This window comes from Rhizomonospora bruguierae, assembly GCF_018397995.1.
GTDB lineage: Bacteria > Actinomycetota > Actinomycetes > Mycobacteriales > Micromonosporaceae > Rhizomonospora > Rhizomonospora bruguierae.
On record NZ_BBQH01000010.1, the window covers coordinates 65,602 to 86,186 of the forward strand.

A 20,585-nucleotide genomic window follows, 5' to 3' on the forward strand; every position below is an offset into this window, starting at 1 on the left:
GGCCGGTCACCGGGAGGGTCGATCCGGCGGTGGTCAGCGTGCCGTTCCACAGCTGGGTGACGGTCTGGCCCGAGGGAACGATCCAGGTGACACGCCAGCCGGTCAGGGGGTGGCTTCCGCTGTTGCGGACGCCTGGTAGCCGCCCGTCCGCTGGCCGGTCGTGGCGTAGGTGGCGGCGCACGCACGGCCCGCGCCACCCGTGGGGGTCGGCGTGGTCGGGGTCGCGGCATTCCCGCACATCTATGCTTTCCGGCGACCCCTAGGGTGTCAACGCCTCACCGCAACGCCGGATAGACGCGGAGAGTAGCCGGAGTTAACGTCCGCGTAGCGACCGTCGGCACCTCGTCAAGCGGTAGCGCCGCTGCGGCGGCGGCACGGCGGCCCGCGCCCGGCGAGCGCGCAGGCGCGCGCCGATCGTGAGCAGGCGCGTCGGGAGGCAGGCGAGGCATCGGTGATGAGTGGTGCGGCGGGCGGCGTCGCCATCCGGGTGGCCGTACAGTGCGCCGGCCGGCTACGGCGGGAGTGCCTGGCGGCGTGTGTGGACGCGATGGCGGACCTGACGGTGGTCGGCCGGGTCGCGGAGGCCGCGGGGGTGCTGCCCCTGTGCGAACTCCAGCGCCCGGACGTGCTGCTGACCGACGCCGGCGCGACCCCGGGCCGGAACGTGGGCATGTACCGGCTGCTACGGGACCGGCTGCCCACGGTGCGGGTGGTGGTCATCTACGAACGGCTGACGGCGGAGGAACTGGCCGAACTTCGGGAGGCCGGGGTGGCGGCGGCGGTGCCGCACGCGCACGGGCTGAACTCGGTGCTGTCGGTGCTGCGCCGGCAGGTCGCCCACCCGCCGCCCGCCGCCGGCTCGGCGAGCGCGCTGACCGACCGGCAGCGGGAGATCCTGCTGCTGCTCGCCTCCGGGCACAGCGCCGCGGAGATCGCCGACCTGCTGGACATCAGCGCGGCCACCGTGGAGAGCCACAAGCAGCGGGTGTACCGGAAGCTGCACGTCACCCGGGCCGCCGAGGCGGTGGTGCGGGCGGCGTCGCTGGGCATCGTGGACGGCCGGCGGGGCCCGAACGGGTTCGACCCGCAGCGGCTGGCGGTGGCCGAGCCGGGGCGGCTGCCGGTGACGCTCGTCGTGGGCGACCCCGGGCCGGTCACCGACCGGGTCCAGGCGACGCTGATCGCGAACCGGCTGCCGGTGGTCCGCGAGCCCGGGCCACCGCCGGTCTCGCCGATGCACTGGCCGCGCTGGCACCGGGGCTCGATCCTGCGGGTCCTGGTCAACCCGACGGCCCGGCACTGGAACGCGGTCGCACCGACCGGGCACGCCCCGGTGGTCGTCTACGACGCCACGGGACCCGACCCGGACCTGGCGCTCCAGCAGGGCGCCGCCGCGGTGCTGCACGCCAACGACATCGCGCACCAACTCGTCCCGGTCCTCACGCTGGTCAACCGGGGGTACGCGGTGATGCCGGCCACGGTGGCCGAGCCGCTGGCCGAGGCGGCCCGGGTGCGGACCGCCGAGCCGGCCAGCCGGGTACCCACGCTGACGCCGCGCGAACTGGACATCCTGCGCTGCATCGGGCGCAGCGACACCGTACGGCAGACCGCCGCGAAGCTGGGAATCGCGGTCAAGACGGTGGAGAACGCGCAGGTGCACCTGTTCCGCAAGCTGGGCGTCCACAACCGCGCGGCCGCCCTCACCGCGGCGTACGCGCTCGGTCTGCTGCACCCGTCGGACGTGGTGGTACCGGACGTGGTGGTGGCACCGCGCGCCCGGTGAGCGCACGGCCCACGGCGATGGTCGAGCGCTACCGGGCATCCTCCGTCCGCATCGGAACGACCAGGTAGCGCAGCGCCACCTCGTCCTCCCCGGCCGCGCACAGCAGCGTCGCGAGCAGGCCCGCCTGCACCTCCACCCGCACCGTGCGGCCGGCGAACGGGCGCAGCGCGTCCAGCAGGTAGCGGGCCTGGTAGGCCCGGGTCACGTGGTCGCCGCGCACCGACGCCTTGACCGCCTCCTCGGACTCGCCGGCCAGCGGGTCGCTGCCCCGGACCACGATCGCCCCGTCCCCCACGTGCAGGGCGATCCTGCCGTGCGGCCCGGCGTACGGCGCGGCCCGGTCGACCGCGCCCGCCAGGTCGCCGGCCGCAACCTCCACGGCGCACTCGGGGCGCACCGACAGGAGGCGGTCGATCTGCTGGTCGGGGAACGGTGTGCCGAGCGAGGACGTGACCGCGTGGCCGCCGTCCCAGGCCAGCCCGAAGCGGTCCGCGTCGGCGTGCACGGTCACCTCGCCGGCCCGGCCGACCTGACGTGCCACCTCGGCGAACAGGGCGGCCGGCAGCAGCGTGTCGACGCCGGCGCCACCGGCCGCGGGACGCCACGGCAGCGCGGCGGCCGCCATCCGGAACCGGTCCGTCGCGACGACGCGCAGCGCGCCCTGCCCGGACCGCACCCGGACGGCGGTGAAGATCGGCAAGGCGTGCTCCCGGGAGGCGGCGCTCGCGACCGGCACGACGGCGGCGCGCAGCGCCCCACCCTCGACGGTGCCCACCACGGGCGGCGGCCCGGCCGGCGGGGGCAGGGCGGCCTCCTCCAGGCGGGGCAGGGCGAACCGGGCGCCCGGCAGGCGCACGGCCAGCCGGGAGCCCTCCGCCACCAGCCGGACCTCGGGCGAATCCAGGCCGGCGAGCGTCTCCGCCAGCCCTCGCCGCGACACCGCCACCGCGCCGGCGCCGTGCACCGCGGCCGGCACCCGGACAGCCGCGCTCTGCTCCCCGTCGCTGCCCGCCAGCACGACCTCGCCGGCCGCCGGATCGGCCGTGACGAGCACCGCGGCCAGGGCCGGCTGAAGCGTCCGCGCGGGCAGCAGGCGCGAGATCCGCGCCGCCGCCTCGGCCAGCGCTCCACCGGCCACCGTCAGATCGAGTTGCACGCCGGCAGGCTAGCCGCAACCACCGACACTTTCCGGTGCACCACAGGCCCGCCGCAGCCACCGGCGCTCTGCACCGCAGCGGAGCACCGCAGACTAGCTGCGACCGCCGGCGCTTTCCGCCACGGCGGAGCGGATAGCCGCCAGGTCCGCGGTCGCGCCCTGGCCGGCCGCGGCGAGCCGCCCCCGCAGCTCGGTCAGCTTCGCCACGGTACCGGCGACGCGGCGCTCCGCGCCGGTGCGCTCGGACCCGCGCTGGACCTCGCGTTCGGTGCTCCGCACCCGCTCGCCGCGCCAGCGCACGCCCGCGGCGACCAGCAACGCGACCCCGGCCAGGGTGGCGAGCACGGCGAGCCCGCGCGGCCAGAAGACGAGCCCGCCGAACAGCACGACGCCACCGGCGGCCAGGGCGACCGTCCAGCGGCGGGGGCCGGGCTCGGGCCCGTACCGGGCGTCGATCGCGGCCAGCAGCCCCTCCAGCCCCCGCACCGCGCCGTTTCCGTCGACGGTGACCGTCCCGCCGGCCACCTCAAGGGTGGTGGTGGCGGGCGCGTCCAGGGCGGCGCGGGCGGCCAGCGGCTCGGCGGCGGCGAGCAGCCAGGCGGCGCCGGCGCGGCGGGCCGCCGGGCCGAGCGGAGTCGCCCCGGCGTGGAACGCGTCCGCGAGCAGGAGGTCGGCACCGGTGCCGGCCGGGTCGCCCCACGGCGGGCACTCGGGCCCGGCCCCATCCTCGATCACGGCGCGCAGGTCGGCGGCGCGGCGCAGCAAAGGCGCCTCCTCCTCGCTGCCCTCGTCCACCAGCGCGCGCAGCACCTGCCCGAGATCGATCCGCTCCGCGTCCCGCTCGGGCGCGGTACCCGCCCCGCGGAAGGCGCCACCTTCCGCCGGCGCCGGCTCGGGCCATGCCGTTCCCGGCGCGGTACCCGACTCGCACAGCTTGCGCAGGGCCTCCAGCCGGCCGGCGGCGGACAGCGCGGTCGCGGTCGCCGGATCGAGCGGCAGCATGCCCGGGTAACCGGGTGCACCCCCACCGCCGGGCAACGCCTCCACCCGCCCCGCCCATCGGCCGGCCGCCTCCGCCCGCTGCTGCGCAGGCATCTCCTCGACCATGGCGGCCAGGCGGGCGGTCACGAGGGTCACGCCCGCGTCGCCGAACCGGCCGCACAGGCACTCCGTCCACAGCATCCGCTGCGCCCGGGTGACCGGCGCGTCCGCCCGCAGCGGCGGGAACGCGCGCTCGATCCAGTCCGCGCCGATGTCGGGGCGGCCGGCGACCGCCGCGACCGATGCGATCAGCAGCGCGCTGCGGCGGGCGTCGCGATCGAGGGCCGTGGCTAGGTCGGCGCCCGGCTCCTCGCCACGCAGCAGGGCGACCAGCGCGCGGAGGGCGGGCGGCAGCCAGTACCCGGGAACGTCCTCGACGGCGGGCAGAGCCGGCACGACGGAGTCGGACGCGGCGGCGGCGACCTGCCGGGCGCGGTGCCGGACGAGCGCGGGCGGGTCGAACATGGACAGCGTTACGCGCAGGTCGCTCAGCTCGACGAAGGCGTCGAAGGCTCGGGTCAGCCGGCGCATGCGCTCCTCGAGCGAGCCCTCCAGGTAGCTCAGCCGCGACCGCAGCCGGCTGCTCTCCCGCGCCTGGGTGGACAGCGACGACGTGAGCGCACTGACCTGGCTGTCCAGCTCCCGCAACTCGCGCCGCTGCCGGTAGTCCACCCAGTTGCCCGAGCTCAACCAGTCCGCGAACGCCCCGGGTTCCGACATGGCCCGTACCGTACCGGCCGGGCGCCAGCCGGTCAGGCCGCGACGCGCTCGGCGGCCTCCTCGTGCCGGGTCCGGTAAGGCACGACCCGGTGCACGGTCGCCAGAACGACGGCCATCACCACCGCGGCGGTCCCGGCGATGCCGGCGGCGCTGCCCGCGTACGCGGTGAGCAGGGCCCTGCGCCCCAACCCGTCGGGCGGGGTCGCCAGGACCCGGTCGGTGAGGCGCAGCGCGACCGCCGCGGTGAACAGCAGCGCCGCGCCGGCCACGGCCAGCAGCCCGACGGCGAGGCGGTTGGCGTCGGCCCGGGCCACCACCGCGTCCCGGCGCTGGGCGGCGACCAGCAGCAGACCGGCGAGGGCGGCCCAGCCGCCGACGATGAGGATCGACGCGACGGCATCGCTGGGCCGGTGCCACCCGGCCGACATGGTGGCCACGCCGGCGAGCGCGGCGTAGCCCGCACCGAGCACCGCGCCGACCCCACGGACCCGCGCCGGCAGAACCAGCACCAGGGCCACGGCCACCGACGCGGCGACCGCGGTGTGCCCGCTCGGGAAGCTGTTGCCCGCCCGCTCCACGTCCACCCCGAGCGCCGGCCGGACGATGCGGAACTTCAGCAGTTGCGCGGTGGCGTTGGCGCCGGCCACCAGCAGGGTGGCCAGCACGGCCAGCGCGTACCGGCGGCGGATCAGCGCGATGAAGCCGATCACGGCGGTGGTGACCGCGAGGGTCACCAGCGACATCGCGTTCAGAACGGTGTGCACGACGGACCCGATCCGGCGCTGCCCGATCCGGTTGCCGGACAGCGCGATGAAGTCGAGCAGCTGGCCGTGGCGGGTGTCCACGAACAGGTGCCACACCTGCCCGAAGGCCACCGCGTGGGCGGCCACGACGAGCAGCAGCCAGAGCATGAGGAGGCCGAAGGTCCGGGCGCGCACGCGCACACCGTAGCGGTCCGTGCCACCGACCGCAGCGGCGGCCGTCCCGCCCGTCCGACCGTCCGATTTGGACCTGCGGGCCGGGTGGCGCGTCCCGCGGCGGCGCCGGCCCACCGCCGACACCGGCCCGACCACCACGGCCGGGTACCTATCGGCCGTGGCGCACGGCTTTCCAACCCAGGGTCCGGGCGACCCGGTTCGACAGCAGCCCCTTACCGCCCTTCGCGCCGCCCCCGATCGTCCTGCCCATGATCTTGCGCCCCGCCGGTCGGCCCATCATCTTCATGCCCACCGCGAACGTGCCGGGCATCATCCGGAGCATCATCGAGCGCCGCGCCTTGGGGCGCCCCATGATGTGCCCCATCCCCATCCCCATCCGGCCCGGCCCCAGGCCGAACACGCTCCACCCGGTCCGGCCCATGCCCGGCATCATCCGGGCCATGATGCCCCCGCGATGCCGGCCCCCGGGGAGCATGCCGCCGCCCTTCGCGCCCCGGCCCGGCATCATCCGGCTGATCATGTGCCCGCCCAGGATGCCCTTGCCCAGCACGGCACCGCCCTTCACGCCCTTGCCGACCAGGGTGCCGCCCATCATGCCCTTGCCCAGCGTGGTTCCGCCGCGCATCGCCTTGCCGGCCAGCATCGCACCGAGCAGCGGCCCGCCCGGGAGGCCGCGCGCCGCCATCGGCCTCCGGCGGCGCATCAGCAGGCCGGCGGCGAGCCCGGCGATCGCCACCGCCTGGGCGCCGAGGGCGAGGCCGGTCACGTCCACCGCCGGCCGCCAGCGGACCCGCCCCTGGGAGATGACGTACGCGCCGATCGGCTTGGCGGACAGCGCCATGCCCGCGCCGGAGCCGCCGCCCTTGTGCGCGCCGCCCGCGCCGGGCCCGTTCCCGCGGTCGCCGCCCGGCATCCCGCCACCGCCGCCACCCCCACCGCCGCCACGGCCGAAGACCCGGGCCGCTGGAATCACCGTGGCGTCGCCACGGGTGATCGGCTCGCCGAACACGGTGGCGGCGCCGGCGCTGTCCACGGCGTCGCGGACCGCGTCCAGCAGGCCGCGCGCGGCGTGGCCGCCGCCGTCGGACGGGTGCGGGTGCCGTCCGCTCTGCTCCTGGGTGCTCATCGTTGCCTCCTCGGGCCGGTTCGGTGTCTGCTGACCGATACGTCGCGGCGGCGGACCTAAACCTCCGCGTGGGCCCCGCGGCGACGCCGTGACAACCGCCGGCACGCAGACCTGCCGCGCCGGTGCCGCCGGCGGCGGGTCACTCCGAGGTGACCGCCGAGCCCAACGAGGCGGACGGCGGCCCGGCGCCGGCGATCACGGTGCGGGGCGCGGGGACCGGCGAACCCGCCGCGCCGAGGGGCGGACCGGGCCGCCCGGCGGAGATCATCCGGGCCGCCTCGGCGGCGCGCAGCGGCGTGGCGAAGAAGTGGAAGCCCTGCGCCCGGCGGTACCCCAGGTGCGCCAACTCGCGCGCCTGGTCCGGCGTCTCCACCCCCTCGGCGATCAGGTCCAGCCCCAGCGCGCCGGCCAGGCCCACCACCGCGGCGGCGACCCGCCGGCGCCCCGGATCCGTGCAGCCCTGGGTGAACGAGCGGTCCAGCTTCAGCTCGTCGACCGGGCAACGGTCCAGCAGCGCCAGCGCGGACTGGCCGGTGCCGAAGTCGTCCAGGGAGATCCGCACGCCGCGCCCGTTCAGCTCGTCCAGGGTGCGGAAGGACGCGGCGTCGGCCACCACCAGGGACTCGGTCACCTCGATCGTGAGCAGCCGCGGCGGCAGCCCGGTCTCGCGCAGCACCGCGTCCACGTCGCGGATGAATTCCGGGTCCCGCAGTTGGCGGGCGGAGACGTTCACGTTCATCGTCGGGCTGCGCTCGCCGTGCTCGCGGTACCACGCCACCGCCTGCCGGCACGCCTGCGCCAGGATCCACCGGCCGAGCGGGACGATCAGGCCGGTCCGCTCGGCGACCGGCACCACCTCGCCCGGCGGCACCTCGCCCCGCCGTGGGTGCTCCCATCGCAGCAGCGCCTCCACCGCCACCATCCCGGCCGGCCCGTCGCCCCGGCCGTCGCCGCCGGGCAGCCGGACGATCGGCTGGTACGCGAGGTACAGCTCGCCCAGCACCTCGACCGGCACGCCCTCAAGCAGCGCGCGCAGTTCCCTCTCCAACTGGCCCCGGGCGGCCAGGGCGGCGTCCATGGCGGAAGTGTGGTGGGCGCACCGGCTCTCGCCCCGCTCACCGGCCGCCTTGGCCGCGTACATCGCCATGTCGGCGCGGCGCATCAACTCGTCCGGGGCGCCCGCGACGGGCTGGGTGGCCGGGTCCGCGGTGTGGTGGGCGATGCCGACGCTGGCACCCACCCGGGGCCATCGCTCCCCCTCGTCGGGCGGCGGCCCGACCCGCTCGACCAGGCACTCGCCCAGCTCCGCGAGCGCGTCCTCGGTCGCGTCGTCGACGAGGATGGCGAACTCGTCCCCGCCGAGCCGGGCCACGGTCGCGCCGGGCGGGGCGAGCCGGCGCAGCCGCCGCGCCACCGCGACCAGCAGGCCGTCGCCGGCCGCGTGCCCCAGCCCGTCGTTGACCTTCTTGAAGTCGTTGAGGTCGATCAGGATGACGGCCGGGCGGGCCGAGCCGGGCACGGCCAGCGCGGCGGCCAGCCGCTCGGCGAACAGCGCCCGGTTCGCCAGCCCGGTGAGCGCGTCGTGGCTGGCCTGGTGGGTCAGCCGCTGCTGGAACTGGCGCGCCTGGGTCACGTCCCGGGCGTTGCTGACCACACCGGCCACGCCCCGCTCGTGCAGCAGGTTGGCGCTGGTGATCTCCATCCACCGCCACGTGCCGTCCGCGTGCGCGACCCGCACCTGGTAGCAGGTCGTGGCGCCGGGCCGCTCCGCGATGCCCGCGTACCACCGGTACGCCGTGGACCGGTCCTCCGGGTGGACCAGGCGGCTCCCGTGCCGCCCCGCGAGTTCCGCCGGCTCGTACCCGAGGACCGTGACGATGCTCGGGCTGACGTAGGTGAGAAAGCCCCGCGCGTCGGCGATCGTGGTCACGTCGGTCGAGTTCTGTACCAGGGAGCGGAACCGGTGCTCGCGGACGCGCAGTTCGGCCATCCCCCGGTCCAACCGGGCCAGCAGGCGGGCGATCTCCCGGAACGCCGTGGCCTGCCGCAGCAGCACCAGGCTCACCAGGACGACCGTGCCGGCCGCCACGACGGCGCGCTCGGCGCGATCCGCGTAGAGCGCGCTGACCACCAGCAGCACCTCGGTGGCCAGCACCGCCGCGTACGGCAGGAGCGAGTACGCGCGGCGGCGGGGCGCGGCGACCGGGCCGGCGGTACGGCCGGCGGCGCGCCACTGGCGGCGGGCGGCGAGCACGACGATCCAGCAGACCAGCGGCAGCGACACCTGTGCCACGGTCAACTGGGTGTGCGTGGACAGGAACGCGTCCGGCGCGGTGCCGAGCGTGCCGAGGATCAGCGCGAGCCCGAACAGCCGCAGGGCGCCCGCATCGACCGTGACGCTGCCGGTCAGCGCGACCTTGGCCAGCACGAACACGGCGACCTGGGTGAGCGCGATCGTGGTCAGCGCCATCATCACGGCGCCCTGGTCCTGGGCGCCGCCGGTGAACAGGCGCCGGTACACGACTTCCCAGAAGAACAGCCCGGCACCGGTCATCACCGTGCCGATGTCCAGCAGGAACGCGGTCAGGCCGGCTCGGCCGTTCAGCCCCAGCGGCAACCGGCACAGCGCCCACGCATCGATCAGCATGGCCGCCAGCGCGAGTACGGTCGCGGACCGGAACACCCGGTTGTCCGCCGGACCGGCGCTGACGATCAGCAGGTACGCCCGCACCGCGCAACTGGCGGTGGTCAGTGCCGCGCTGAGCGCGATCTGGCGCCAGAACCGCGCGACCGCCGGCGGGTGGGCACCCCGGGCGGCGCGCAGGCAGGCCGCGACGGTGAGCCCCATCGACGCCGGCACCAGCACCCAGCCCCAGGTGGGCGGCGCCAGACCCGCCGTGCCCGCGGCGAGCCACCCGGCCGCCGCCAGCGCCAGGCCGCCCGCGGCGGGTACCAGCCGCTCGCCGGCCGCGCGACGGTACTGCTTCACAGTCCCCCGTTCCGCGGCCCAGTCGATGATCGTTAACGGTCCGGCACTCCGGTTCACCAATACACGGATACGCCGATGGGCGCTACCCCCGCCGGGGTAGCGCCCATCATCGATATTGCTGAATTACTTCTGCGCCTGCTCGGCGTGGTACTGCTGCACCAGGCCGGCCGCCATCTGCTCCCACTTGGCGTAGGCGTCCGGGTACGCCGAGACCTGCACGGTCTGCGCCGCGTCGGTCAGCGGCATCGAGTCGTACCCCGGCACGTCCTTCAGCTGGCTGTAGAACGCCCGCGACGCGTAGTCGGGGTCGGTCAGCTGGTCCGGGCTACCCCACCCACTCGACGGGCGCTGCTGGAACAGGCCCAGCGAGTCGTGGTCGTTGGCGTCACCCAGGTGACCGTAGTTGTTCAGGTGGGTCTCCTGCAGCGACGTGGCCACCGCGATCACCTGGGCGCGCGGCGGCAGGTCCATCTGCTCGCCCACCTGGATGATCTCGTCGGCGTTGGCCTTCTGGTCCGCCGTCGGGGCGAACGAGACCTGGCCGGCCGGGACGCCGTTCGGCATCAGCGTGTCGGTGCTCGGCACCCCCTGCGGGGACCGGTCGGCACGCGACGCGTGCCCCTGGGCGGCCACCGTGCCGGCCGGCGCATTCGCCGGGGCGGTGTCCGGACCGGGTGCCACGTCGCCGAGCGCCAGGCCCCCGAACAGGGCCAGGCCGGCGGCCGCGACGACGGCGCTGTTCTTGTTCTCGTTGAGGATCTTCTTGAGGGTCTTGCGGTCGAACGTGAACACAGTTATACGTCCTTTTCTGGTGTTTGTCCGCACGACCCCGGGTACAGACCATCTAGCGGAATGGACGACCCGGGGCGGGCCTCGCGACGAAACATCAGGTGAAACCGGTCCGAGACCCGAGAGGAAAATCCGCGCTTCAGGCGCGCGGCCCCGGTATAACCATGGGCCCGCGGCCGGGATTCCCGGCGAGCCGGTCCGTGGCCGGCGCGCCTACCCGATCATGCGCGGACCATGCACAACGCACGCCGGCCGCCGGCAATTCCCGGCCGGAAAATGGGCGCGTTGCAGCCAACCGTTACCTATGCGGCCGGTGGTGCGTTTGGGGCGTGCGGGGCGTGCGCCGGGCGCAGATCCCGGCGAGATCTGGTACGGGTCCGCCGGTTTCGGGCGATTATCCGTACCTAAGATGCTTGCCGCGCGATCGAGGGCGCGAGACGCCCTTTGCTCCGCTCCGTATCGGAACCGCCCGGGTCCGATTGTCGAACAGCCGGGGTTTCTTATCGGGAAGCAGAGCAAAGGGCTCAGACGCGATACTTCCCGGCTGCAACGACAACGATCGACGGGCCACGGGCACCCCGCAGACCCGGCTGCGGTTTCGCCGTCGGCGGGGCAGGCATGCCTCCCCGTGGACCACGAATCCCGCCCCGGGTGAGGACTGGCCGCGCTGCCAGGACTGGTTGATGGGGCTGGGTTGACGGGCGGGCCGCCCGGGGATGCGGGCACCCCCGGGCGGCCGGTCGATCACAACGGCCGGACGTTGGCCGCCTGCGGACCCTTCTGACCCTGGGTGACCTCGAACTCGACCTTCTGGCCCTCGCCCAGCTCCCGGTACCCCGAGGTCTGGATCGCGGAGTAGTGGACGAACACGTCCGCGCCCCCGCCGTCCTGCGCGATGAAGCCGAAGCCCTTTTCCGAGTTGAACCACTTCACGGTGCCGGTTGCCATGCACTTCTCCTTCAGGGGCGGGCGAAGGGTCCGGCCGTCACCACTCCTTCGGTGACGGATGATCGCCCGCTCTCCCGGTTCACATTAGTCGCCCCGATTACGCCGCGTGGCATGGGCTTCGACACTGGCCCAACCCATCCGTGTCGCGCGCGCCGGGAAGGACTCACCCGCGCCTCGTCGGGCAACTGGCGCTCCGGGAGTCACGGGAGGCGAGCACGCTCCGGTTACGCCCGGTACGCGCGGGGTAGCGATGACGCCCGGACCGAGGGGCGTGGCCGCGGGTCACTAGCGCGGCCGGCGGCGGGCGTCGACCCGCGCCGCGACCCGGCGGACCGCCTCGTGGTAGTCGGTGTGCGGCGACATGGCGGCGGCCAGGCGCAGGTGGGCGAGGGCATCGGCGGGGCGGTTCTGCCGCTCCAGGGTCCGCCCGAGCACGTGCTGGGCGTAGTGGTCGCTGGGATCCCGGTCGATCAGCACGCGCAGGTGCTCCTCGGCGCGGGCCAGTTGCGCGGCCCCGAACAGCGCCCGGGCCAGGAGCAGCCGGACCTCCGAGTTGGCCGGCTCGGCCGCCACGATCGGCTCCAGGATGCGGGCCGCCTCCGCCGGCTCGCCCGCGGCGAAGAACGCCTCGGCCCGCCGGTACTCCTCCATCAGCTCCACCCGACCATATTGCCCAAGATGATCGCCCGGCGCCCACCCGACAAGCCGGCCGACGCCGGCGAGGTGGACAGCGCCACGCTGCCCGACGCCGCCGGGTGCGGGCGCGGTACCCTGTCGCGGGTCGGATGTTCGGCTTCCACCCATTTGGGCACCGGATGAGGGCGCCGACCGGCGCCGCGACGGGTGCCGTGCGGGGTGCCACGCCGGCGCGGCAAGGGCGGCACGCAGGCGCCCTGGGGGCGCCACCGGGAACGCGGGCGCCGCGAGAGGCGCCACCAGAGCGTGGGCGAAGGCGGTTGGAAGGGGTCATGGCGAGACGACTGGCGCTGCTGATCTGCCTGCTCGGCGGCGCGGCGGTCGCGGGCCTGGCGCTGCCGGCCGCGCCGGCCGCCGCCGCGCCGTCCCGGGCGGACGCCCAGTTCCTGCGCGCCGCGCACGAACTGAACCTGGCCCAGATCGACGGGGCCCGGCAGGCGCAGCGCCGGGGCGCCAGCAGGCAGGTGCGCGACCTGGGCACCCGGTTCGCCAACGACCACGACCGGCTGGACCGGGCGCTGCGCCAGGCGGCCGGCATCCTGCGGGTGGTCCTGCCGACCGCGCCGGACCAGGAGCAGCGCACCATGCTGGCCGGCTACGCGGCCGCGCCGGTCGAGCAGTTCGACGCGCTGTTCCTCGCCACCCAACTGGACGTGCACACGGCGGCCATCCGCGCGGCGACCGGCCAGGTCGCCACCGGCACCGACGCCCGGGCGGTGAAGGTGGCCCGGGACCTGCTGGCCGCCCTGCGCACCCAGTACGACGCCCTGAACGCGGTCGCCCTGGAACTGGACCTTCCGAGCCAGCACAGCATCGAGCCCGCCGGCCCGCCGACCGTCGGTCCGGTGCTGATGAGCGTGCTCGTCCTGCTGGCGATGGGGCTGATCGCGTCGGCGGGGCGGGCGTACCGGGCCGTCCCGGAGCGGCCCCGTCACCGCGCCGAACTCAGTACCCCTCGTTCGCGTAGTGCCGGGTGACCTTCAGCATCCGGGTGGTTTCGACCCCGGCCCGCACGACGGTCGTGTTCATCTCCACCTTGCCCAGGTGACTGGAGCGCAGCGTCTTGACCGTCTCGCGCCGCCGCTCGGGCGCCGGCTCCTCCGGCTCGGCCGGGTTGACGGCCGCCGTGGCGCGCACCACCTCGTGCCGCTCGGTGCGGCGCCGGGTCGGCCACCAGCGGCGCTCGGGCTTACCCTCAGTAGCCACCGCCACCACCCCCTCCGCCCCGCGAGTTCAGGGCAATGACCAGCACGATCAGGGCCAGGACGATGATCGCCACAGCGATCCACACGCCGGTTCTGCGCCGGGTGTTCGCAGGCATACTCTCACCCCCGGTAACCCCGGTACCCGCCTCACCGCCGATCACCCGGGCTTTCGTGAGCATCGTTCGCGACGGGGCGCCGCCGGCCGGCCGCGGGACGCCGCCGTTGAGGTCCGCTAGGCGGTCCCGTCCCAGACCGCGGCGACCCGGGCATGTACCCGCGCGGCCTGGGCGCGCCCGGCGCGGGCGGCGTCGGCCCGGCGGGTGGGGTCGAGGACGTTGCGACCGATCGCGCGGCGGGCGGTCGCGTCCGGCGCGACCGCCTCGACCCGGGCTCCGCCGGCGGCGAGCCGGGCCACCTGGGCGGCCACGCTGCCGGACCGGCGGGCCGCGCGGGTGAGCGGGGCGATCACCACCACCCGGTCGGCGCCCGCGGCGAGGTCCGCGTTGGCCGGGGAGCGCATACCCCCGTCGATGTACCGGCGGCCGTCGATGGTGACCGGCGGCCAGACCCCCGGCACGGCGCAACTGGCACCCACGGCGTCCACCAGGGCGGCGCCGCTGTCCCGGTCGAGGACGGCGAAATCGCCGGTCTGCGCGTCCATGGCGGTGATCTGGAGCGGGCGCGACGGCCAGCCCGCCGCCGGCAGCCGGGCGACGAAGACCTCGCGGCGCTCGGCCTCGGTCATCGTCCGGGCGCGCAGCGCCATCCGGCCGAGGCGGGCGCCGTACTCCTGGGGGCTGCGGGCGCGCAGCGCGCAGTACAGGTAGTACGCCATCGTGCGGCGCCGCAGCCGCGCCGGCACCTCCGCGACCGGCGGGACCAGTTGCGCCCCGTACATCTCCTCCACGCCGACGCCCCCGGCGACCAGCGCGCCGACCACCGAGCCGGCGGACGTGCCGATGACCCGGTCCGCCGCGGTCAGGTCCACCCCGCGCTCGGCCAGGCCGGCGAGCACCCCGATCTCCCACGCCACCCCGGTGACCCCGCCGCCACCGAGCACCAGCGCCGAACCGCCCGCGCCACTGAAGCCCATGACCCGCAAGTCTGCCCTACCCCGGCGGGATCTCCACGGCGATCTCCTCGCCGAGCCGGAAGCCACCGGTGAAGGCCAGCTCGTCGCCGCTCCAGAACCGCCCCGGGTCGTACCAGTGGGGGCGCCGGCCGGCCGGCAGCAGGCCCATCGCCTGGTACGTGACGGCCACGACCTCCGCGCAGTAGGCGGTCTCCAGATTCTCCTCCCGGGTGCGGGCCAGTCCGGCCGGGACGCGCCCGCGCAGCCAGCGCAGGGCCAACTGGGCCGTGGAGGGGAACGGCGTGCCGTCCAGCCGGGCGATGGTGCGCAGCAGCGCGTCCTCCTGCTCCCGGCTGACCGGCCGGTCAAGCTGGCGCAGCCAGGCCCGCTGCCCGTACCGGCGGGCCCAGACCAGCACCGCGGCCCGCAGGTCGTGCAGTTGGACGCCCCGCTGGTGGGCGCCGGACCACAGGTCGGGCAGCGACCGGCCCAGTTCGGCGTGCCACATGAGGGGCGGCATGTCCTCGATGGTCACCGCCATGCCGACGTGGTTGACCGGGCTGTTCGTGGTGAGCTGGATGGCCCGGTCCGGCATGGATCGGCCGCGGAACACCCACAGGTCGCCGGTGCGGGTCAGCTCCACCGCCTCGTCGAGGCCGATCGTGGTTGCGGGCATCCGCTCACGGTACCGGTACTACGCTGTGGCGATGCGGTGGTGGAAGGTGATCGGGCTGGCCGGTGTCGTGGGCGTCGCGGCGACCGGGGTGGTGATCGTGCGGGCGGAGCGGCGGCGCCGGGCCTACACCCCCGAACAGATCCGCGAACGGCTGCTGGCGCGGGCCGCCGAGGCCGAGCCGCCGGCGCCGATCAGTCCGGAGCGGTGACCGCCCGCGCCACGACGAGCGCGGCAGTCCGGGGTGGAGCGTCACCGCCCGCCTGGCCCAGCGCGAGCGGTCGGCCGGTACCCGGGCAGGGCCGCTCGCCCACCCGCTGGTTCCCCGAACTCCGTGGCGTCCACGTCGGCCGGCGCCGGGGCGGGGGTCAGCGCCGGGCGAGGGCCAGGGCGTCCGGGTAGTGGGCGAGCCGGAGCAGGAGCAGCACCAGCAGCACCAGGCCGATGACGACCGCGGTCAGCCGCCGCCGGCGCCGCGTCTCGTAGGCGTGGAACCAGGCCAGCGCGGCCTCGGCCAGCGGGGTCACAGTGGACCGGGAATCGGCCCGCAGGAACGGCGCGATCCGCGTCGCCGCACTGCTGCGCCGGCGGGCGGCGGGCGGGGCGGCCAAGCCCTCGGGGTCGGCGAACGGCCGGGGCAACGGGGGCGGTGGGGCGCCGGGGCGCAGCACCACCATCGGCAGCGTCTCCCGGCCGTCGTCGCCCACCTGGCCGCGCCGCCAGCGCTGGCTCTCCCGGGCGAACGCCTCGCCGAGGTAGCTGTCCGCGGCGTCGCACCGGCCGAGCCGGGTGCGCAGCAGTTCCAGCCAGCCCCAGCGGGCGGCGACGGCGGTGAGCACCTCCGGGTACAGTTCGTCGGCGTGGTGGTCCGCGCCGACAATGCCCGCGGCGGCGGAGCGCAAGGGCTCCAGGTGCTGCCGGACGAACACCACATACCGGTCGGGTGGCTCGGGCGGCATGCGCGTCAGTCGCGGCACGCCCTCCATTGTGGGGGAACTACGCGTCGCGTACCACGTCCCGCACCTGGCCGCGGGACGAGATGCCGAGCTTGTGCAGGATGTTCGACACGTGCACGGCCACGGTCTTCGGCGAGATGTACAGCCGGCGGCTCAGCTCGGCGTTGGTCAGCCCGGCGGCGACCAGCAGGGCCACCTCCCGCTCCCGCGGGGTCAGCGCCGCGGCGCCGGTGACCGGCCGTTCCCCGCCCGGGGGCGCGAGCCCGAGCTGGCCGCGGACCGCCGCCAGCTGCCTCACCCGCCAGCCGGACCACCTCGCCAGCAGCTCGCCCGCCGCGGTCAGGTACTCGACGGCGTCGTCCCGGTGGTCGTGCGCCAGCGCGCAGCGGGCCGCACCGACGTACGCGGTGCCCCGCATGCACGCCGGCAGCACGGTCGACCCGGTCACGCCGCGGTACCCCACCAGCGCGGCGGCGTGGTCGCCCTGCGCCTCGGCGAGCTGCGCCTCCACCAGCCGGCGGTAGTCGACCCACACGTCCGCGTCGAGCAGCTCCTCGCGCATCCGCAGCAGCCGGGGCAGCGGCAGCCCGGCGGCCAGCGCGGCGGAGACCAGGTCGTGCGCCTGCGCGCCGCTGCGCCAGCTCTGGGTGGCCAGCCCGGCGAACAGCTCCGCCAGGAACCCCTCGGCGGCCGGCCGGTCGCCCCGCCGGCAGGCCAGGTGGAACGCCAGCCCCGGAATGATCGACGGGGCGAGGCCCGGCTCTCGCTCAGCTGCGCGATCACGGCGGCCACCTTGTCCAGCTCCTCAGCCTCCAGGTACAGGCCGGCCAGGAAGACCGCGTGATAGTCCTGCCGGCGGCCCCGGTACTGGTACCCCCGCTCCCGCTCGCGGCCCTGCTCCAGGGCGACGGTCGCGGCCGCGAGATCGCCGGCGCGCATCGCCAGCCGGGCCCGGCCCTGGTAGTACGCGGCGACGGCCAGCGCCTCGAACCCGGCCCGCTCGGCGTCCAGCCGCATCCGCTCCAGCAGTTCGGCCTGCTCCGCCGTGGACTCCGTGGACGGCTGACCGACCAGGATGTTCAGCGCCCGGGCCGCCAGCACCCACTCGCCCAGCTTCTCCGCCTCGTCGACCAGACCGGCCAGCAGCTCGCGACCCTCGGCGTGGCTGCTGGTCCGGTCGGTCAGCGCGGAGCCCTTCTCCACCAGGGCCGCCAGCCGCACCCGCGGCAGGCCGAACTCCTCGGCCAGCGCGATCGCCCGGTCCGCCCACTCCAGCGCGGCGTCGGTCCGGGCGCTGAGCGCCCGCGAGTGCGCCACCGCGGTCATCGCCCGGGCCCGCTCCTCCCCCGGGCTCAGCTCGGCGATCAGCCGCTCCACCTCGCCGGTCAGCGCGTCCATCTCGACCAGTTCGTCCTCTTCGGAGGCCAGCCGGATCAGCAGGTACAGCGCCTCCGCCCGGCCCGCCGCGGTGCCGGCGTCGTCCCGCCACCGCCGCCCGTACCGCAGCGCGTCGTCGACCAGCCCCGCCAGCCACGCCGCCCGGGCGGCCGACGACAGCAGCGGCACGTCGTCCGGCGCCTCCTGCAGGCCCAGCTCGGCCAGCTGCAACGCCTGGTACGCCGAGCCGATCGACAGGTACGCCCCGGCGCGCCGCGGCCACCATGTCGTCGTACCGGCCCGCCGCGCACGCGTGACCGGCCACCAGCGCCGGGTCCGAACCGCCCTCGGCGAGCAGCACCTCCAGGGCCGCCTCGTGCAGCCGCCGCCGCTGCCGGCCGAGCAACTGGTCGCAGACCGCCTCGCGCAGCAGCGCGTGCCGGAACGTGAACTCATCCTCACCGGACTCGGTCAGCACGCCCCGGTCCACCAGTTCGCGCAGCGCCGCGATCAGCCCGTCCTCGCCCGTGCCGGTGACCGTCGCCAGCAGGTCGAACGGGACCCGGTGGCCCAGCACCGCCGCCGCCTCCACGATCCGGCGCACCGGGGCGGGCAGCCCGTCCACCTGGCGGCGCAGCACCTCCGCCAGGCTCCACGGCAGCGGGCGCTCGTCCAGCGACTCGAGATCCTCGCCCTCGTGCCCGCGCAGCAACTCCTCAAGGAAGAACGGGTTACCCCCGGTGCGCCGGTGCAGCGCCGCCACCGCCCGGTACGGCGCCGGCCGGCCGGTCACCGCGGCCAGCAGCGCCGCCACGTCGGGCTCGCCCAGCCGGTCCAGCACCACCCTCGTCACGGTGTGCCGCCGCTCCAGCCGCTCCAGCAGCGCGGCGAGCGGGTGCCGCCGATCCACTTCGTCCGGTCGGTAGGTGCCGATCAGCAGTCGCGGACCCGGCCCCTCCGCGACCCGCTCGAACAGCGCCGCGCTCTCCGAGTCCGCCCAGTGCAGGTCCTCGAAAACGATCACCGCCGGCCGCTCCCCGACGATCCCGGCCAGCAGCGCCAGGCTCGCGTGCAGCCGCTCCACCGGGCTGCGCGCCGGGTCCGCGAGCGCCGCGAGCAGCGCGTCGTCGACCCCCTCGCGCCCGTCCAGCGCGTCCAGCAGCACCTCGTACGGCCGCGCCAGCGATCCCGGCTCCGCGTGCCCGACCAGCGCCAGCGTCCCCGCCGGCAGGCCGGCCAGGAACTCCTGGATCAGCCGGGTCTTGCCCACGCCGGGCTCCCCCGCCACCACGGCCACCCGCGGCCCGGCCCCGGCCGCGAGCCCCAGCAACTGGCGCAGCTCACGGTCCCGCCCGATCATGATCGGACTGGCTCCCCCACGCGTGATCCGCACGCAGCCAGGGTACGACGCCCGGGCCGCGCGCGGATTCACGCAACAATGGGCACCAGGAGTCTCGCGCATGTCGCCGCCGGGATGGTGAAGCCGCTGTACCGGGCGGGCGGCGGTGACGTGGGCGACCATGTTCCCAGCCGGTCGAAATCGGCGGACTGTCTCCGCCCGGGCGGGGCATCCCGTCCGGGCAGAACGGCGATAGATCGACCATGTGGGGGCACGCAGAGGGGAGCTCAACATGATCACCGTGACCGCCGCGACCGGCAACCTGGGCCGGCTCACCGTCGAAGCGCTGCTGGACTCGGGCATCGCGGCCGGCGAGATCGTCGCCGCCGTGCGCAGCCCGAGGCGCGCCGCCCACCTGGCCGAGCGGGGCGTGCAGGTGCGCTACGCGAACTACGACGAGCCCGAATCCCTGCCCGCGGCGCTGGCCGGCACCGACCGGTTGCTGCTCGTCTCCGGCAGCGAGGTGGGCCGGCGCCTGGCGCAGCACAGCGCCGTGGTCGACGCCGCCGTGGCGGCCGGGGTGCGGTTCCTGGCGTACACGAGCATCCTCAAGGCGGACACGTCGAGCGTCCCGCTGGCCGCCGAGCACCGGGCGACCGAGGAGTACATCGCCGCCACCGGGCTGCCGCACACGTTCCTGCGCAACGCCTGGTACGTGGAGAACTACACCGAGAACCTGGCGCCTGCCCTGGCCAACGGCGTGCTGCTCGGCGCGGCCGGCGACGGTCGGGTGGGCGCCGCGCCCCGGGCGGACTACGCGGGCGCCGCGGCGGCGGTCCTGACGGCCGACGCGCCAGCGGACGTCTACGAACTCGCCGCCGACCACCCGTTCACGATGGCCGAACTGGCCGACGAGGTCAGCCGCCAGGGCTTCACCAAGGTCGCGTACCAGGATCTACCGGTCGACGAGTACGCGGCGGCGCTGACCGGCGCGGGGCTGTCCGCCGACTACGCCCGGGTGTTGGCGGCCTCCGACCGGGCGATCGCGGCGGGCGACCTGGCCACCGACACCGGCCACCTGAGCACGCTGCTCGCCCGGCCCACGACCCCGCTGGCCGAGTCGGTGGCCGCGGCGCTGCGCAGGCGGCAGCCCGCCTGATCCGCCGGCCGCTCGCGCATGCCGCCGCCAGGCACGACACCGGTGGTTACTACCATGCCCGGGTGCGCATCTTCGACTCCATCGAGGCGCTGACCGCCGCCGCCGGCGAGCACCTCGGGTACAGCGACTGGCACCCGGTCGACCAGGCGCGGGTCACCGCGTTCGCCGAGGTCACCGAGGACCCGCAGTGGATCCACGTGGACCCGGAGCGGGCCCGGCAGGGTCCGTTCGGTGGCACGGTGGCGCACGGCTTCCTCACCCTGTCGCTGCTGCCGATGCTGGCCCGGGAGGTCTACCGGGTGGAGGGCGCCCGGATGGGCGTCAACTACGGGCTGGACCGGGTCCGCTTCCCCGCCCCGCTGCCCACCGGCAGCCGGGTCCGTGGGGGCTTCCTGTTGGCGCGGGTCGACCCGGTGGCCGGCGGCGTGCAGGTCCACGCCGAGGTGACGGTCGAGTGCGAGGGCGGCACCAAGCCGGTCTGCGTCGCGAACACGCTCAGCCGCGTCTACGTCTGATTCCCGCGGGCACGGGCGGCTGCGCCGCCGAGTGGGCGCATCGCCCATATAGGACAGCCCGGTCGCGGGCCGGAACCCGGGCCGGCGGGGACGGGTGTCGGTC

At 75.7% G+C, this 20,585-nt stretch carries 21 protein-coding genes and 2 pseudogenes; 6 read left to right on the plus strand and 17 right to left on the minus strand.

Features of this window, described 5'->3' with window-relative positions; translation table 11 throughout:
• Positions 1 to 16 precede the first annotated feature (16 nt).
• Positions 17 to 238 (minus strand): annotated as a pseudogene (locus KJS59_RS30765) (cellulose binding domain-containing protein); the annotation flags it as partial.
• A 216-nt stretch (positions 239 to 454) separates the two neighbouring features.
• Here KJS59_RS30765 and KJS59_RS00360 point away from each other — a divergent pair.
• On the plus strand, positions 455 to 1,783 hold the full coding sequence (locus KJS59_RS00360; RefSeq protein ID WP_213450154.1) for a LuxR C-terminal-related transcriptional regulator: 1,329 nt from the start codon (positions 455 to 457) through the stop codon (positions 1,781 to 1,783).
• Positions 1,784 to 1,811: 28 nt separating this feature from the next.
• On the opposite strand, the gene KJS59_RS00365 is transcribed toward KJS59_RS00360, so the two are convergent.
• From KJS59_RS00365 to KJS59_RS00400, 8 genes are all read right to left on the minus strand, one after another.
• Positions 1,812 to 2,939, minus strand: a complete 1,128-nt coding sequence (locus KJS59_RS00365) for a DNA polymerase III subunit beta (protein ID WP_213450155.1) — start codon at positions 2,937 to 2,939, stop codon at positions 1,812 to 1,814.
• A 93-nt stretch (positions 2,940 to 3,032) separates the two neighbouring features.
• Positions 3,033 to 4,700, minus strand: coding sequence for a hypothetical protein (locus KJS59_RS00370; protein ID WP_213450156.1), 1,668 nt, complete (start codon positions 4,698 to 4,700; stop codon positions 3,033 to 3,035).
• A gap of 32 nt (positions 4,701 to 4,732) precedes the next feature.
• Entirely contained in the window at positions 4,733 to 5,611 is an 879-nt protein-coding gene (locus tag KJS59_RS00375; protein ID WP_213450453.1) for a phosphatase PAP2 family protein, read from the minus strand.
• 175 nt (positions 5,612 to 5,786) lie between these two features.
• Positions 5,787 to 6,764, minus strand: a complete 978-nt coding sequence (locus KJS59_RS00380; protein ID WP_213450157.1) for a hypothetical protein — start codon at positions 6,762 to 6,764, stop codon at positions 5,787 to 5,789.
• 139 nt (positions 6,765 to 6,903) lie between these two features.
• Positions 6,904 to 9,753: a putative bifunctional diguanylate cyclase/phosphodiesterase gene (locus tag KJS59_RS00385; protein ID WP_213450158.1), complete on the minus strand. Its 2,850-nt coding sequence runs from the start codon at positions 9,751 to 9,753 to the stop codon at positions 6,904 to 6,906.
• Positions 9,754 to 9,876: 123 nt separating this feature from the next.
• Positions 9,877 to 10,545 (minus strand): hypothetical protein, encoded by a 669-nt coding sequence (locus KJS59_RS00390; protein WP_249713748.1) that lies wholly within the window; start codon positions 10,543 to 10,545, stop codon positions 9,877 to 9,879.
• Between the two features lie 741 nt (positions 10,546 to 11,286).
• Positions 11,287 to 11,490 (minus strand): cold-shock protein, encoded by a 204-nt coding sequence (locus KJS59_RS00395; RefSeq protein ID WP_213450159.1) that lies wholly within the window; start codon positions 11,488 to 11,490, stop codon positions 11,287 to 11,289.
• A gap of 285 nt (positions 11,491 to 11,775) precedes the next feature.
• The gene (locus tag KJS59_RS00400) at positions 11,776 to 12,150 is read right to left on the minus strand and encodes a tetratricopeptide repeat protein (protein ID WP_213450160.1); all 375 of its coding nucleotides are present in this window, start codon (positions 12,148 to 12,150) and stop codon (positions 11,776 to 11,778) included.
• 308 nt (positions 12,151 to 12,458) lie between these two features.
• On the opposite strand from KJS59_RS00400, the gene KJS59_RS00405 reads away from it, so the two are divergent.
• On the plus strand, positions 12,459 to 13,163 hold the full coding sequence (locus KJS59_RS00405) for a DUF4142 domain-containing protein (protein ID WP_213450161.1): 705 nt from the start codon (positions 12,459 to 12,461) through the stop codon (positions 13,161 to 13,163).
• On the opposite strand, the gene KJS59_RS00410 is transcribed toward KJS59_RS00405, so the two are convergent.
• From KJS59_RS00410 to KJS59_RS00420, 4 genes are all read right to left on the minus strand, one after another.
• Positions 13,132 to 13,392 carry a hypothetical protein gene (locus KJS59_RS00410; RefSeq protein WP_213450162.1) on the minus strand — a complete coding sequence of 87 codons (261 nt, stop codon included), beginning with the start codon at positions 13,390 to 13,392 and terminating at the stop codon, positions 13,132 to 13,134. The genes KJS59_RS00405 and KJS59_RS00410 overlap by 32 nt on opposite strands.
• Complete coding sequence (locus KJS59_RS31660; protein ID WP_283775671.1) at positions 13,382 to 13,507, minus strand: hypothetical protein; 126 nt, start codon at positions 13,505 to 13,507, stop codon at positions 13,382 to 13,384. Before KJS59_RS31660 ends, KJS59_RS00410 begins: the two co-directional genes overlap by 11 nt.
• A gap of 116 nt (positions 13,508 to 13,623) precedes the next feature.
• Entirely contained in the window at positions 13,624 to 14,484 is an 861-nt protein-coding gene (locus KJS59_RS00415) for a patatin-like phospholipase family protein (RefSeq protein ID WP_213450163.1), read from the minus strand.
• Between the two features lie 16 nt (positions 14,485 to 14,500).
• Positions 14,501 to 15,139, minus strand: coding sequence for a hypothetical protein (locus KJS59_RS00420; protein ID WP_213450164.1), 639 nt, complete (start codon positions 15,137 to 15,139; stop codon positions 14,501 to 14,503).
• 31 nt (positions 15,140 to 15,170) lie between these two features.
• Between KJS59_RS00420 and KJS59_RS00425 the strand changes: the two genes are divergently transcribed.
• Positions 15,171 to 15,347: a hypothetical protein gene (locus tag KJS59_RS00425; RefSeq protein ID WP_213450165.1), complete on the plus strand. Its 177-nt coding sequence runs from the start codon at positions 15,171 to 15,173 to the stop codon at positions 15,345 to 15,347.
• A gap of 157 nt (positions 15,348 to 15,504) precedes the next feature.
• Here KJS59_RS00425 and KJS59_RS00430 read toward each other — a convergent pair whose 3' ends face one another.
• Genes KJS59_RS00430 through KJS59_RS30775 form a run of 3 tightly spaced genes read right to left on the minus strand, consistent with a single transcriptional unit; the run spans position 15,505 to position 17,700 of the window.
• The gene (locus KJS59_RS00430) at positions 15,505 to 16,113 is read right to left on the minus strand and encodes a hypothetical protein (RefSeq protein ID WP_213450166.1); all 609 of its coding nucleotides are present in this window, start codon (positions 16,111 to 16,113) and stop codon (positions 15,505 to 15,507) included.
• Between the two features lie 19 nt (positions 16,114 to 16,132).
• A complete protein-coding gene (locus KJS59_RS30770; protein ID WP_249713749.1) occupies positions 16,133 to 16,654 on the minus strand; it encodes a helix-turn-helix transcriptional regulator in 522 nt (173 codons plus the stop codon).
• Positions 16,537 to 17,700, minus strand: coding sequence for an ATP-binding protein (locus KJS59_RS30775; protein ID WP_249713792.1), 1,164 nt, complete (start codon positions 17,698 to 17,700; stop codon positions 16,537 to 16,539). Before KJS59_RS30775 ends, KJS59_RS30770 begins: the two co-directional genes overlap by 118 nt.
• A 215-nt stretch (positions 17,701 to 17,915) precedes the next feature.
• Here KJS59_RS30775 and KJS59_RS30780 point away from each other — a divergent pair, with 215 nt between their 5' ends.
• Positions 17,916 to 18,395, plus strand: coding sequence for a hypothetical protein (locus tag KJS59_RS30780; RefSeq protein WP_249713793.1), 480 nt, complete (start codon positions 17,916 to 17,918; stop codon positions 18,393 to 18,395).
• Positions 18,396 to 18,430: 35 nt separating this feature from the next.
• Here the strand turns inward: KJS59_RS30780 and KJS59_RS31970 are convergent.
• Positions 18,431 to 19,171 (minus strand): annotated as a pseudogene (locus KJS59_RS31970) (ATP-binding protein); the annotation flags it as partial.
• On the opposite strand from KJS59_RS31970, the gene KJS59_RS00440 reads away from it, so the two are divergent.
• Entirely contained in the window at positions 19,101 to 19,967 is an 867-nt protein-coding gene (locus KJS59_RS00440) for an NAD(P)H-binding protein (RefSeq protein WP_213450167.1), read from the plus strand. The pseudogene KJS59_RS31970 and the gene KJS59_RS00440 overlap by 71 nt on opposite strands.
• A gap of 62 nt (positions 19,968 to 20,029) precedes the next feature.
• Positions 20,030 to 20,482: a MaoC family dehydratase gene (locus KJS59_RS00445; protein WP_213450168.1), complete on the plus strand. Its 453-nt coding sequence runs from the start codon at positions 20,030 to 20,032 to the stop codon at positions 20,480 to 20,482.
• The last annotated feature ends 103 nt before the right edge of the window (positions 20,483 to 20,585 follow it).